The organism is Terracoccus sp. 273MFTsu3.1 (genome assembly GCF_000383675.1).
Taxonomy (GTDB): domain Bacteria; phylum Actinomycetota; class Actinomycetes; order Actinomycetales; family Dermatophilaceae; genus Terrabacter.
On record NZ_KB911822.1, the window covers coordinates 299,314 to 311,869 of the forward strand.

General features: G+C 72.7%; 15 protein-coding genes. 7 read left to right on the top strand and 8 right to left on the bottom strand.

Annotated elements, in window-relative coordinates; all coding sequences use genetic code 11:
* The first annotated feature begins 33 nt into the window (after nt 1–33).
* The 3 genes from H283_RS0111675 to H283_RS0111685 all read left to right on the top strand — a co-directional run bounded on the left by H283_RS0111675 (nt 34) and on the right by H283_RS0111685 (nt 3,072).
* Nucleotides 34–867 (top strand): uracil-DNA glycosylase family protein, encoded by an 834-nt coding sequence (locus tag H283_RS0111675; protein ID WP_020143707.1) that lies wholly within the window; start codon nt 34–36, stop codon nt 865–867.
* Complete coding sequence (locus H283_RS0111680; protein WP_020143708.1) at nt 852–2,231, top strand: amidohydrolase family protein; 1,380 nt, start codon at nt 852–854, stop codon at nt 2,229–2,231. The genes H283_RS0111675 and H283_RS0111680 overlap by 16 nt, the downstream gene beginning before the upstream one ends.
* 244 nt (nt 2,232–2,475) lie before the next feature.
* Nucleotides 2,476–3,072: a hypothetical protein gene (locus H283_RS0111685; RefSeq protein ID WP_156023139.1), complete on the top strand. Its 597-nt coding sequence runs from the start codon at nt 2,476–2,478 to the stop codon at nt 3,070–3,072.
* 25 nt (nt 3,073–3,097) lie between these two features.
* Here H283_RS0111685 and H283_RS0111690 read toward each other — a convergent pair whose 3' ends face one another.
* Complete coding sequence (locus H283_RS0111690; protein WP_020143710.1) at nt 3,098–3,550, bottom strand: helix-turn-helix domain-containing protein; 453 nt, start codon at nt 3,548–3,550, stop codon at nt 3,098–3,100.
* 112 nt (nt 3,551–3,662) lie between these two features.
* On the opposite strand from H283_RS0111690, the gene H283_RS0111695 reads away from it, so the two are divergent.
* From H283_RS0111695 to H283_RS26665, 3 genes are all read left to right on the top strand, one after another.
* Complete coding sequence (locus tag H283_RS0111695; protein ID WP_020143711.1) at nt 3,663–4,043, top strand: TIGR03618 family F420-dependent PPOX class oxidoreductase; 381 nt, start codon at nt 3,663–3,665, stop codon at nt 4,041–4,043.
* Nucleotides 4,044–4,048: 5 nt separating this feature from the next.
* Nucleotides 4,049–4,429 (top strand): hypothetical protein, encoded by a 381-nt coding sequence (locus H283_RS28155; RefSeq protein ID WP_196805973.1) that lies wholly within the window; start codon nt 4,049–4,051, stop codon nt 4,427–4,429.
* 69 nt (nt 4,430–4,498) lie between these two features.
* Nucleotides 4,499–5,149, top strand: a complete 651-nt coding sequence (locus H283_RS26665) for a hypothetical protein (RefSeq protein ID WP_020143713.1) — start codon at nt 4,499–4,501, stop codon at nt 5,147–5,149.
* Nucleotides 5,150–5,299: 150 nt separating this feature from the next.
* Here the strand turns inward: H283_RS26665 and H283_RS0111710 are convergent, their stop codons facing one another.
* The 7 genes from H283_RS0111710 to H283_RS0111740 all read right to left on the bottom strand — a co-directional run bounded on the left by H283_RS0111710 (nt 5,300) and on the right by H283_RS0111740 (nt 11,251).
* Nucleotides 5,300–6,349, bottom strand: a complete 1,050-nt coding sequence (locus H283_RS0111710; protein ID WP_020143714.1) for a TerC/Alx family metal homeostasis membrane protein — start codon at nt 6,347–6,349, stop codon at nt 5,300–5,302.
* A gap of 188 nt (nt 6,350–6,537) precedes the next feature.
* Nucleotides 6,538–7,230 (bottom strand): NADPH-dependent F420 reductase, encoded by a 693-nt coding sequence (locus H283_RS0111715; protein WP_020143715.1) that lies wholly within the window; start codon nt 7,228–7,230, stop codon nt 6,538–6,540.
* 182 nt (nt 7,231–7,412) lie between these two features.
* A complete protein-coding gene (locus tag H283_RS0111720) occupies nt 7,413–8,801 on the bottom strand; it encodes a HAMP domain-containing sensor histidine kinase (protein WP_020143716.1) in 1,389 nt (462 codons plus the stop codon).
* Nucleotides 8,798–9,574, bottom strand: coding sequence for a response regulator transcription factor (locus H283_RS28160; protein ID WP_051103629.1), 777 nt, complete (start codon nt 9,572–9,574; stop codon nt 8,798–8,800). Before H283_RS28160 ends, H283_RS0111720 begins: the two co-directional genes overlap by 4 nt.
* A gap of 73 nt (nt 9,575–9,647) precedes the next feature.
* Nucleotides 9,648–10,130, bottom strand: a complete 483-nt coding sequence (locus H283_RS0111730) for a DedA family protein (RefSeq protein ID WP_020143718.1) — start codon at nt 10,128–10,130, stop codon at nt 9,648–9,650.
* Nucleotides 10,131–10,184: 54 nt separating this feature from the next.
* The gene (locus tag H283_RS0111735) at nt 10,185–10,745 is read right to left on the bottom strand and encodes a cysteine hydrolase family protein (protein WP_020143719.1); all 561 of its coding nucleotides are present in this window, start codon (nt 10,743–10,745) and stop codon (nt 10,185–10,187) included.
* Between the two features lie 77 nt (nt 10,746–10,822).
* On the bottom strand, nt 10,823–11,251 hold the full coding sequence (locus H283_RS0111740) for a VOC family protein (protein WP_020143720.1): 429 nt from the start codon (nt 11,249–11,251) through the stop codon (nt 10,823–10,825).
* A 445-nt stretch (nt 11,252–11,696) separates the two neighbouring features.
* On the opposite strand from H283_RS0111740, the gene H283_RS0111750 reads away from it, so the two are divergent.
* A complete protein-coding gene (locus H283_RS0111750) occupies nt 11,697–12,554 on the top strand; it encodes an RNA methyltransferase (protein WP_020143722.1) in 858 nt (285 codons plus the stop codon).
* Nucleotides 12,555–12,556 lie beyond the last annotated feature (2 nt).

A 12,556-nucleotide genomic window follows, 5' to 3' on the forward strand; every position in this document is an offset into this window, starting at 1 on the left:
TGACAATGGCTGTCGATCGGGTGGAGGTCTGCCATGGCCGTCGTGCACCAGAGCTGTGTCGGCTACGGCGCCGAGCCCTTCGCGTCGCTCGTCGCCGACTATCCCGGCGACGACGTCTACCCGTCGGCCGACTTCCGCACCGAGTGGGGGCCCGTCTTCCACCGGGGACGGCTCGACGGCAGCGCCCGCGTGCTCGTCCTCGGCCAGGATCCCGCGACGCACGAGGCGATCTCGCGCCGCATCCTCGTCGGTGAGGCCGGCCAGCGCGTCCAGGGGCTGCTGGCCAAGGTCGGCGTCCACACGGCACACGCCATGGTCAACGTCTACCTCTACAGCGTCTTCGGGCAGGCCGCCGGCAGCCGCCACGCCAAGGACCCGGCCATCGCCGCCTACCGGAACCGCTGGCTCGACGCCCTGCTCGTCGGCACCGACGTCACGGCGGTCGTCGCCCTCGGCGACCTCGCCGCGACGGCCTACGCCGCCTGGGTCACGACGCAGCCCGACACGGCGGCGTCGCTGCACCTTGCAGCAATCCGGCACCCCACGTACGCAGAGGGATTCGCCCGGGCGTCGGGCACGCCGCTCGCTGAGACGACCGCGTCGCAGCTCGCGAACTGGAACGACCACCTCGCCGACCTCGCTGCACACGTCGCCCCCGAAGGACCCACCGACCTGACTCCGTATGCCGCCGCGTGGGGTCCCACGGACCTCGCGCCCATCCCGGAGGTCGACCTCCCACCCGGCGCGCCCTCGTGGTGGCGCGACGTCGACGCGTGGGCGTCCCGCACCGGCGACGACAAGCAGACGAAGCGCGCGACGATCAGCGTCGTCGTCCCGAAGGGAGCCCGCACATGGCCGGCACTGTGAAGCGCAGCGCACCGGGTCCGTTCGCCAAGGCGTACGCCCGCGGCATCACCGAGGAGCTTCCCGAGCCGACGCGCCGCTCCCGGGCGCTGCCGCCGGCGCCCTTCGCGCTGCACGGCGCCGTCATCACCCCCGACGGGGCGTGGTCGAGCGGCTACGTCACGGTCGCGGGCGGGCTCATCGACCGGGTCTCCAAGCGCAGGCCGACCGACGTCGCCGTGCTCGAGACCGACGGCGTCATCCTGCCCGGTCTGCTCGACCTGCACGGCCACCCGGAGTTCAACGTCTTCGCCGCGTGGGAGCCGCCGAAGCTCTACGACAACCGCTACGCGTGGCGACGGTCGAAGCCCTACCAGGCACTCGTCCGCGACCCGCAGAACGTCCTGCTCACGCAGGTACCGCCCAAGACGCAGACCCGCTACGCCGAGGTGCGCGCGCTCGTCGGCGGCGTCACCGGCATCCAGGGCGCGTCGGGGGCAAGCAGTGCGTCGTCCGAGCCCCTCGTGCGCAACCTGGACCAGTGGGCCTTCGGTGCACACCGCGCGCGCTCGATGATCGACCTGCCCTCGGGGTCGTTCGGGCTGCCGAGCTTCGAGGCCGTCATGGCGCGGATCGCGGCCGGCGACGTCAACGCCTTCTACCTGCACCTGTCCGAGGGGCGGCGTGGGGATGCCGTGAGCGCCAAGGAGTTCCAGCGTTTCCTGACGCTCGGCGGGGCGACCTCGGCGACGAACATCATCCACGGCAGCGCCCTCACCGCCGACGACCTCCACACCGTCGCGGAGCTCGGCTGCCGGCTCGTGTGGTCGCCACAGTCGAACCTGCGCCTCTACGGCGAGACGACCCTCGCGGGCGAGGCCATCGCGGCCGGGATGCCGGTCGCCCTCGGCGCCGACTGGCTGCCCTCCGGGTCGACGAGCCTGCTCGCCGAGATGAAGGTCGCCCGCCGTGAGCTCGCCCGCCAGGGTCACCCGGTCGCCGCCGCCGACCTCGTCGCCATGGTGACCTCCGTCGCGGCGCGGCTCGCCGGGCTGGACGACCATCTCGGCTCCGTCGCCCAAGGGCGCCCGGCCGACATCGTCGTGCTCGAGCGGCACCACCCGGACCCCTACGAGAACGTGTGCCTCGCGGACCCCTCGTGGGTCGACCTCGTCTGCATCGGGGGCGACATCACGTACGCCCGCGCCGACTGGTTCGGGCAGCTCTCCGGTGCCGCGACCGGCACGACGGTCGAGGACCTCACCGCGTGGGGCAAGCCGATGCGGCTCGACACCGGCTACCAGGGCGGCACGGACGTCCCATCGCTGACGGCCGTGCGCACGGCCCTCACCACCGCCTACCCGGCCGTGGGCCCGATCTTCGCCTGACGGCATACGCGTTCTCGACCGCAGGTCGTCGAGTCCCTTTGGTGGCAAAGGGGATGCTTCGCGCTCACCCGCACGGGGTGATTTCCCCCTCGGCGACCCTGATTGCCGTGCAGCCCCGGATCCCGCTGGCTACCTTGACGATTCGTCACCCCTGCGGGTGACGTCACGCACCCGGGGGTCCGCCGGTGCAGGTCCACCGCGCGAGGAGCGAGCACGCTCGGCATCGCAGACCGGAAGGATCATCATGTCCCGCGAGCACCCGACCACGCCTCAGGGCAGTGGCCTGACACGACGCACAGTCGCCAAGGGCGCCGTGTGGTCGGTCCCGGCCGTCGCGCTCGTCTCGGCGGCCCCCGCCATCGCCGCCTCGGGTGGAGGGCCCCTGAACTTCGTCGGGACGCCCTGCAAGCTCCCGGGCAACAGTGCCCAGGACTGCGCCGGGGTCTTCGCCGGGTTGCCCGGACTAGACCCGGCCAAGGCGTTCGCGGTCCCCCTGCTCGTCACCAACAACACGGTCAAGCCGATCGTGCTCAAGCCGTCGATCGCGATCAGCTCGTCCGGGCTGCCGTTCGTCGTCGTGGGGATCGTCCCCACCTACTGCACCCGGATCGCCCCGGGCGCGTCGGTCAAGGTCATCGTCTACGCGAACTCCGACAACAGTGCGAACCAAGGGGTCACACTGTCCATGACGGTGCGGTGGGGCCATGACTGCAACGACACCGACCACCCGCCGATCAGCATCCCCGGTGTCTCGATCACCGGCTTCGCTCCGTGCTCGTCGAGGACGCCGTTCCCGACGGGATCGCCGACCTGCGACCCGCCCTTCTACCAGAGCGGGTGAGCCTCTCGCGCCCGCGCCGCGTGGGTCAGGCCGCCGCGCCGGGGCCCGGGAGGACGTCGACGTCGTCGGCGTGCATCGGCTCGCCGCAGTGGCTGCACCTCGGGTCCACCGACGCGATCTCGCCACAGGCGTGGTGCCGGTAGAGAACCGGTGGACCGGCCGGGCCGGCCAGCCAGCGGTCGCCCCACCGAACCATGACCATGAGCATCTCGACGAGCTCGGTCCCCTTGTCGGTGAGGTGGTACTCGAAGCGGGGACGCGCGTCGTAGGGGCGCCGCTCCAGCACGCCCTGCTCGACGAGGTGGTGGAGCCGCTCGGTCAGCACCTTGCGCGAGATGCCGAGGTCGGCCTGGAGCTGGTCGAACCGCGTCATGCCGACCCACACGTCGCGCAGGATGAGCGGCGACCAGGGCTCGCCGATGACGTCGAGCGTGCGGGCGATCGAGCACGTCATGTCGCCGAAGCGGGTGCGCTGCATGCGCCTAACCTAGCATTTGGGGTTCCCTGAAGGAACTCATGCTGCTACGGTGGCGAAGTCTCTTCAAGGAACGCCGGAGACGTCACGACACGACACCGCGAAGGAGCACGACATGCTCGACGACGACGTCCGCACCGTCCTGGACGGCACCCCCATCGCCCACCTGGCGACGACGCTCCCCGACGGTTCGCCGCACTCGGTGCCGCTCTGGATCGGCACGGTCGGCGACCGCGTCGCGTTCCTCACCGGACCGCAGTCGCGCAAGGCCCGCAACCTCCGTCGCGACCCCCGTGTCGCCATCTCGCTCACCCCGCCTGAGGACCCCTTCACGCCGCTCGTGCTGCGAGGCCGAGTCGTCGACTGGCTCGACGGTGACGCCGGTTGGGCGGCCGTCGACGACCTCGCGACGAAGTACACCGGCGCCCCCTACGGCCGCGACGTCGAGCGGGTCGTGGCGCTCGTCGAGGTCGACCACCAGAAGCTGGGGATGTGACCTCGGTGGACGACAGCACGGGACGCACGAACGTCAGCGACGCCGCCGCGTTGCCCCTCGCGACCGACACCGAGGTGCAAACGCTGGCCGGGACCGCCCGCCCGTTCACCTTGCTCGTGCTGCGGTGGGCACCCGGGCGTCACCAGGACGGCGCCGAGGCCTTCGAGCGCGCGCACCAGCGGCGGATGGTCGGCCTCCGTGCCGGGGGCGTGATCGCGGTGCTCTGCCCGGTCCTGTCCGACGAGGTCGCCGGGGTCGCCGTCATGACCGTGAGCCCCGAGGTCGCCGACGAGGTCATGGCGGCGGACCCGTGCGTCCTGGCCGGGATGATGACCCACGAGGTGCTGCCCTGCCTCGGCTTCCCCGGTGACGCACTCCCGGTCTAGCCGGGCGCCCGAACACGATCCGAACACGACCCGGACCGAGGCTTCACCCGGGTGCGCGAACGTAGGGGCATGACCACCGACACCCGCCGGACGACCGGCCTCAAGCGCTCCTCCACCGCCCTCGGGGCGGCCGTCCTCGTCCTCGGCAGCCTCGTGCTCGGCGCCTGCTCGAAGACCGACTCGGCCGGCACCGCCACCAGCACCATCGGTGCCGCGCCGATGCAGGACTCGGCCGCCGCTGACGGCGACACCATCGACCTCGTCTCCGCGGCCCTCGACACCTCCGCCGTCGACGCCTCCGCCCTCGACATGCCGGCCGTCGACGACGCGACCCGAGGGGCAGTTGCGGCCGCGAAGGGCGACCGCAAGGGTCTGCGCGCCCGGATGCTCCGCGCGCTGCACGGCACGTGGGTCACCGAGGGCACGTCCGGCCCGGTCACCCACCAGGCGATCCGCGGCGACGTCACCGCCGTCTCGAAGGGCTCGATCACCGTCAAGGCCAAGGACGGCTTCTCGCAGACCTTCGCCGTGGCAGCCGACACGAAGGTCCGGGTCCGTTCGAACGGCAAGGGCGCCGACTCCACCATCGGGGCGGTCGCGGTGGGCACCAAGGCGCTCGTGACCGGGGTCGGCGCGACGAACCTGACGGCCCGTCTCGTCGTCTTCAAGGTCACGACGTCCCAGCCCGGCGGCTCTCCCTCCCCGAGTGCGACGAGCTGAGACGCGGCACCCGCCCGGGGACGGGCCGGACGGGTTGCGCAGTCGAGGGAGGCGCCCCGGCCCCCAGCGGGACGCCTCCCTCATGACGGTCGACACGGCATACGACCGCGTATGCCGTGTGGCCCGTCGGCCGGGCGGACGGGCTGCCCGTCAGGCGAGTGGCACCGACGGTGCCTCGTCCTCGGGCTCGCCGGCCCGCTCGGCGTCTGCGTCGGCACGCCTGTTGGCCGCCAGGCTCGTCACGGTGACGACCGCGAGGATGCCGATGATGACGCCGAGCGAGAGCAGCGTCGGGATCTCCGGGACGGCCGGCCACGCGCCGTGCGCCCAGTGCAGGACGAGCTTGACGCCGATGAAGGCGAGGATGAGCGACAGGCCGTGGCCGAGGTGCACGAGCTTGGCCAGGGCGCCCTCGAGGACGAAGTAGAGCGCGCGCAGGCCCAGCAGCGCGAAGGCGTTCGTCGCGAAGACGAGGTACGGGTCGCCGGTGATGCCGTAGACGGCCGGCACGGAGTCGATGGCGAAGACGATGTCGGTGCCGAGGATGGCGACGGCGACGAGGGCGAGCGGCGTCAGGGCGCGCTGGCCACCCTGGCGGACCGTGAGGCTCGTGCCAGCGTAGGTGTCGGTGACGGGGTGGATGCGGCGGATCAGCCTGACGGAACGCAGCTGGTCGACGTCGATGCTGTGGTCGGTGTGCGACAGCGCGTCACGGCCGACCTTGACCGCCGTGGCGAGCAGGATCGCGCCGAAGAGCAGGAAGGTCCACGCGAAGCTCGCGATCATCTGCGCGCCGAGCGCGATGAAGACACCTCGGAGCACGAGGGCGCCGCCGACGCCGATGAGCAGCACCCGCTGGCGCAGCTCGCGCGGCACGGCGAACGCCGAGAGCAGGATGATGAAGACGAAGAGGTTGTCGACCGAGAGTGACTTCTCGACGATGTAGCCGGTGTAGTACTCGACGCCCTGCTGCGCGCCGTACTGCCACCAGAGCCAGCCGCCGAAGACGACGGGGATCGCGATGTAGAAGGCCGACCAGCCGATCGCCTCGCGCATGCTCGGGTCGTGCGGGCGGCGGGTGATGAGGAAGTCGATGACGAAGAGGGCGGCGACGCCGGCGATCGTCGCGATCCACAGTGTCGGTGAGCCGATCGACTCGGCGGGCGGCGCCGGGGTGGCGGCGGACAGGGCAGTGAGCATGAGTCTCCTCAGACCGTGATGTCTGAGGTCTCCTTCACCGACTGCCGTCGGCCACGGACCGGGGTGGTCGTGGGACCACCGTACTGACCGGAGCGCGCGAGGAAGTACTCCCCTCGCTCGTCAGTCTACGGGTGACGGGGCCGCCTCCAAAACGGCCTGTCGAGGGTTGCGAGCGGGGAGCGGCGCGCTCAGGCCTCGCGCGTGCCTTGCACCGCGCGGCCGGCGAGCTCGTCGGCGTCGACCGGGCGGGCCCCGGCGGTCCAGTCGCTCTCGTCCTTGGCGTACTGCAGCCCGTAGGCCGGCTGGCCGGGCTGGGTGCGCCAGCCCTCGGCGAGCGGGCCGAGGTCGAGGGTGTCGTAGCCGATGGCGTCGAGAGCCCGTCGAACGGCGTCCTTCGCGGCGGCGTCGTCACCGGCGATCGCGAGGGCGCTGCGGCCGTCCGCGCCGGAGGGCAGGAGCGGCTGGGCGAGGTCGCGCAGGTGCTGGAAGTAGATGTTGTTGAAGCCCTTGACGACGTGCGACTGCGGCAGGTGCGCCTGGAGCAGCTCGGAGCTCGTCGTGGAGCCGTCGTCGAGAGCCTCGATCTGGCCGTCGCGCTGGGGGTAGTAGTTCATCGTGTCGATGACGACCTTGCCGGCGAGCTCGTCGACGGGCACGTCGCGGTAGGCCTTGAGCGGGATCGTCACGACGACGAGGTCGCCGGCCGCGGCGGCCTCCTGCGCGGTGGCGGCTCGGGCGTGCGGGCCGAGCTCGGCCACGAGGTCCGTGAGGGTCTCGGGACCCCTGCTGTTGCTCAGCACGACGTCGTGTCCGGCCGCGATCGCGAGCCGGGCGACGGTGCTGCCGATGTTGCCGCTGCCGATGAAGCCCCAGGTGGTCATGCCTCGTCAACCGTCGGGGTGCCCCGCCCATTCCGAGGGCGGGACGGTCCTGCCGATGGTGTGGCGTCCGGTGGGGTCATCACCCCACCGGAGGCAGGACCATCCGCCGATCCATGCGACGGGCCTTCACGGCACCGCACCGAGGGCGTATGCCGTCCGCTGCCCAGAGCGGGCCGGCGCCGTCAGGGCGTGGTGGCGTGGGGGAAGCGCAGGGTGAAGCGGGCGCCTCCCTCGGTCGCGTGCCCCGCCTGCACGGTCCCGCCGAGCAGGTGGGCGAGCCGCCCGACGATGGCCAGGCCGAGCCCGGTGCCGACGGGGCGGATGCCGCGGTAGCGCTCGTGCAGGACCGACGGCTCGAACGCGACGGCGAGGTCGTCGTCGGTCAGCCCGGGACCGCCGTCGCGCACCTCGACGACGGCCACGTCCGTGGGGAACCCCGGCTCACGGCGCACCTCGACGACGATCGGGCGGCCGGACGGGGTGACCCGTAGGGCGTTCTCGAGCAGGCCGTCGAGGAGCTGGCGCACCCGGGCCGGGTCGGTGACCGTCCACGTGGCGGCCACGGACGGGACGAAGGTGAAGGGAACCCCCACGGCGGCGCACCGCCGGGACCAGATGGCCTCGACCTCGCGGCCGAGGGCGACGAGGTCGGTGCGCTCGGGGTGGATGCTCTGGCTGTCGGCGCCGAGCCGCGCGAGGTCGAGCAGGTCGCCGACGAGCCGCTCGAGACGCTTCGCCTCGGTGAGGACGACGCCGCCGACCCGGGCGGTGTCCTCGGGAGGGACGACGCCGCTCGCGAGCGACTCGGCATAGCCGCTGATGCCGGTGAGGGGCGTGCGCAGGTCGTGCGACACCGAGAGGAGGAAGTCGCGCTGGCGCTCCTCGGACCGGGAGAGCGAGCTCGACAGGGAGTTGAGGGCGCTCGCCACCTCGGCGACCTCGTCGGGGCCCTCGACCGGCACCCGGACGTCGCGCTGACCGGCCGCGAGGGCGTGTGCCGCGTCGGCCGTGCGCCGCAGCGGCCGGGACAGGCGCCGTGCGACGGCGACGCTGACGACGACCGCGACGACGGCGGCGATGGCGAGCGCGAGCAGGACGCGGCGCACGAGCCGGTCGGAGTCGGCCGTCGCGTCGGACCTGCGCTGGACGAGGACGATGCCGCCGGCGTCGGTCGGGCGGCCCTCGACGAGGACGAGCGCGCCGCCGAGGTCGTCTCGGGTCGAGATGGTGCGTCCGGCGAGCAGGGCCTTCTGCCGGGCCGGGGTCAGGGCGTCACGGGCGAGGGCGCTCGTCGACGTCACGGCGCCGCCGCGTCCGATGCTCGCGGACTCGATCCCGAGCGCGCCGAGCGTACGGACCGCCTTGTTCTGCGCTGCCCGCGCGACGACGCCCGAGTCGGCGCGCTCGGCGGCGGCGTCGGCGATGCGCGACAGCGTGCGCCGGGCCGAGTCGTCGGCGGACGTGCGGGTCAGGCCGACGGCGAGCAGGCCGGCCAGGAGCGCGGTCAGCACCGCGATGCCGACGGCGAGCAGGACGATCCGTCGCGACAACGTCCCCCGCGAGCCGGTCACGCCCCCGGCCCGGTCGCTCGTAGGTCGTCCGGGGCAGGGGCGGCACCCTCGTGCGGAGCCCGCGCGGCGGCATACCCGACGGATCGGACGGTGCGGATCGGGCTGGCGTCGCCGAGCTTGGCGCGCACCTGGGCGACGTGGACGTCGACGGTGCGCCCGCCCACCGTCGCGGCATACCCCCAGACGTCGCTGAGCAGCTGCTCGCGCGTGAAGACGACCCCCGGACGCCGCACGAGGTGCGTCAGGAGGTCGAACTCCGTTGCCGTCAGGGCGATCTCGCGCCCGGAGACCCGCACCTCGTGGCTCGTCAGGTCGATGCTGAGGTCGCCGGTGCGGAGCACCTCGGGTGCTCGGGAGTCCCCGCGGGTGCGTCGCAGCACGCCCCCGAGCCGTGCCACGAGCTCCCGCGGGGAGAAGGGCTTCGTGATGTAGTCGTCGGCCCCGAGCTCGAGACCGACGATGCGGTCGACCTCGTCGTCGCGGGCCGTCACGAAGAGGACAGGGGTCCAGTCGCCGCGCCCCCGGAGACGGCGACACACCTCGATGCCGTCGAGGACCGGCAGGCCGATGTCGAGCACGATGGCGCTCGGGCGCAGGTCCCGGGCGGCGTCCAGGGCGCTCGCCCCGTCGGTCACGACCTCGACGCCGTAGCCGGCGGCCCGGAGGTTGAGCCGCAGCACGTCGGCGATGGCCGGCTCGTCCTCGACGACGAGCACGAGACCGCGGCCGGGGTCGGGGCGGCGGTCAGGGCCGGGGTCGGGCTCGGTGGACACGATCGCAGCGTAGTGAGCGCAGGCGGCGCGCACGTCACGCTCGTGTTCGGGTCGTGTCAGAGGTCGGGGGCACTCACTCGACGGGGACGGGCTGCGCTCTCGGGCGGGCACGGCGGCGACGGGACACGACCCACGCGACGGCCCCGGCGACGACGAGCACGACGACCGCGGCGCCCCACCACGACCCGGCCTCAGCGGCGAGCCAGGCCTGCACCACGGCGAGCCCGACCGTCGCGTAGAGCACCGCCCAGAGGGTCGACCCGACGACGGCGGCCGGCAGGTACCAGCGCAGCGGCATCCGCATCACCCCGGCGGTGAGGTGGATCGCCGTCTGGACCCCGACCGTGAGGTAGGACAGCGTCACGGCGAAGGGCCCGAAGCGGCGCAGCAACGCCTCGGCGCGGGCCGTGAGGTCGCCGTGCGTGCCGCGGTAGCGACGCCAGCCGGCCATGGCCCCGCGCCCGACCCAGTAGGTGCCGTTGGACCGCACCATGGCGCTCGCGAGGAGCGCGAGGAACGCCTGCCAGAAGGGCAGCGCAGCCAACGTGTCGAGCATGGCGCCAGCCTAGGCGGGGGCTCGTGCCCGGCCCGCCGCGGGCCACGCCCCCCGTCAGCGTGGGCGGAAGTCGACCTCGGCCGCGGGCACGACATCGCCGGTGCGGCCGGGCGCGTCCGACCAGGACCAGTAGGTGTTGGTGTGGGCGATGACCTGCTCGGGGGCGACAGGGACACCCCACTGGCGGAGGTCCTCGGTCGTGTGGGCGTCCCCGACGAGGGTCGTGTCGTAGCCACGGACGAGAGCGCCGTGCAGTGTCGAGCGGATGCAGGCGTCGGTCTGGGCGCCGGTGACGACGACCCGACCGACCCGGCGCTCGGCGAGGACCGACTCGAGGTCGGTGTCCTCGAAGGAGTCGCCGTAGCGCTTGTGGACGAGCGGCTCGGACTCGGCACGGGCCAGCTCGGGGACGTACTGCCAGCCCTCGGTGTCGATCGGCATGTTGTCGTCGGAGTGCTGCACCCAGATGACGGGGACCTGCTCGTTGCGCGCCTTGTCGACGAGGGCGTTGATGCGGGCGATGACGCCGTCGCGGTCGTGCGCGCCCGAGACGACGTCGTTCTGGACGTCGATGACGAGCAGGGCCGTGTTGGGGCGTCCTTCGAGGGTGGTCATGGTGTCTCGCACCTCCGGGTCTCGGTCTGCTTCCTCGTCCCGACGACGCTACGCCTGCGCACCGACAGCGTGGGCTCTCAGGGCGCGACGAGGAGACAGAACGGGTGGCCGGCCGGGTCGGCGAGCACGACGAGCGGCTCGCCGTCGTCGTCGGTGCGATCGAGCAGCACCTGCGCGCCCAGCGAGAGCGCGCGATCCCGATGACGCTCGAGGTCCGCGATGGTCGGCACGGCGTAGTCGACGTGCAGCTGCATCGGCACCTCGTGGCTCGGCCACGTCGAGCGCGGCAGCGGACCGTCGACCTGCTGGACCGCGAGTCGCCGCACCCCGTCGGCGTCGAGCAGCACGAGCCAGTCGGCGTCGTCCTCGGCCCCGCCTGTGGGCGGCTCATCGCCCGGCCGGTAGTGCAGGCCGAGCAGCATGCGGTAGAACTCGGCGAGCGCGCGGGCGTCCTCGGTGTCGAGGGCGGTGTGCATGAGACGTGGGTATGCCGGGTGCTCGGTCACGGCTCTTCCTCGGTCGCGGTCGCCACCCACCCTAGGAGCGCCCGCGGGGTTAGCGTGCCCGTGTGGGTGTGCCGATCGACCGGACCCGCCCCACCCCGCAACACACCGAGAAGGTCACAACACGCCGGGGTCCGATCGCGGGGTGTTGTGACCTGCACGGTGTGTTGCGTCTGCATGCCCGAGGTGTTCGCGACCCTCGTCGGCCTCGCCCTCCACGCGCCGAAGAACACCGTCGACCGCATCCTCAAGGGCGCCCGCCTCCACCCCTGACCCACCCCTCGTCGAGTGAGCGTCCGACCACAGTCGAGTGAGCACGTCGTCACTCCAGTCGCCGTGGAACGGGACGGAGCGCTCACTCGAGTGGGACGGGGCGCTCACTCGAGTGGGACGGGGCGCTCACTCGAGTGGGACGGGGCGCTCACTCGAGTGGGATGCTGGGCCTGCCATGACGAACCCGACCCACCTCTCCCGCGAGCTCGCCATCACGTCCGCATCCAACCCGCGTCTCAAGGGCCTGCTCGCGCTGCGTCGCCGTCGCACGCGCGAGGAGACCGGCCAGACCCTCGTCGAGGGCTACGAGGAGATCGGCCTCGCCCTGTCGGCCGGCGTGCGGCCCGGCACCGTCTACGTCTGCGAGGAGCTCTTCAGCCCTGCCGGCCGCGCCGGCAGCCAGGACATCGGCCACCAGACCGACCTCCTCTCGCGCCTGCGCCACGACCGGGTCGAGGTCGTCCACCTCAGCCGCAGCGCCTTCGAGAAGGTCAGCTACCGCGAGGGGCCGGACGGGCTCATCGCCGTCGTCGACCGCATCGGCGTCTCCCTCGGCGACCTGCGGGTCGACGGTCCCGACCACCTCACCCTCCTCAGCCAGGGCGTGGAGAAGCCCGGCAACCTGGGAGCGATGCTCCGCACCGCCGACGCCGCGGGGGTCGACGCCGTCGTGGCGGCCGACCCCGTCACCGACTGGGGCAACCCCAACGTCGTCCGCGCGAGCAAGGGCACCGTCTTCGCCGTTCCGGCCGCGAGCGCGACGACGGCCGAGGCGCTCGAGTGGCTCGCGGCCAACGAGATCCGTCTCGTCGTCACGACGCCCGAGACCGACCTGCTGCACACCGACGTCGACTACACCGGCCGCGTCGCCATCGCCGTCGGGAGCGAGAAGCACGGCGCCGACCGCACCCTGCTCGACGCAGCGACCCATCGTGTCCGGATTCCCATGCACGGCAAGGCGAACAGCCTCAACGTCGCCGCCTCGGCCGCCATCGTGCTCTACGAGGCGGTCCGCCAACGCGACGCGCACTGACC

Coding starts and splice junctions, on each gene's coding strand:
- H283_RS0111675 (WP_020143707.1), top strand. CDS start 34: ATGGCCGTCGTGCACCAGAGCTGTGTCGGCTACGGCGCCGAGCCCTTC.
- H283_RS0111680 (WP_020143708.1), top strand. CDS start 852: ATGGCCGGCACTGTGAAGCGCAGCGCACCGGGTCCGTTCGCCAAGGCG.
- H283_RS0111685 (WP_156023139.1), top strand. CDS start 2,476: ATGTCCCGCGAGCACCCGACCACGCCTCAGGGCAGTGGCCTGACACGA.
- H283_RS0111690 (WP_020143710.1), bottom strand. CDS start 3,550: ATGCAGCGCACCCGCTTCGGCGACATGACGTGCTCGATCGCCCGCACG.
- H283_RS0111695 (WP_020143711.1), top strand. CDS start 3,663: ATGCTCGACGACGACGTCCGCACCGTCCTGGACGGCACCCCCATCGCC.
- H283_RS26665 (WP_020143713.1), top strand. CDS start 4,499: ATGACCACCGACACCCGCCGGACGACCGGCCTCAAGCGCTCCTCCACC.
- H283_RS0111710 (WP_020143714.1), bottom strand. CDS start 6,349: ATGCTCACTGCCCTGTCCGCCGCCACCCCGGCGCCGCCCGCCGAGTCG.
- H283_RS0111715 (WP_020143715.1), bottom strand. CDS start 7,230: ATGACCACCTGGGGCTTCATCGGCAGCGGCAACATCGGCAGCACCGTC.
- H283_RS0111730 (WP_020143718.1), bottom strand. CDS start 10,130: ATGCTCGACACGTTGGCTGCGCTGCCCTTCTGGCAGGCGTTCCTCGCG.
- H283_RS0111735 (WP_020143719.1), bottom strand. CDS start 10,745: ATGACCACCCTCGAAGGACGCCCCAACACGGCCCTGCTCGTCATCGAC.
- H283_RS0111750 (WP_020143722.1), top strand. CDS start 11,697: ATGACGAACCCGACCCACCTCTCCCGCGAGCTCGCCATCACGTCCGCA.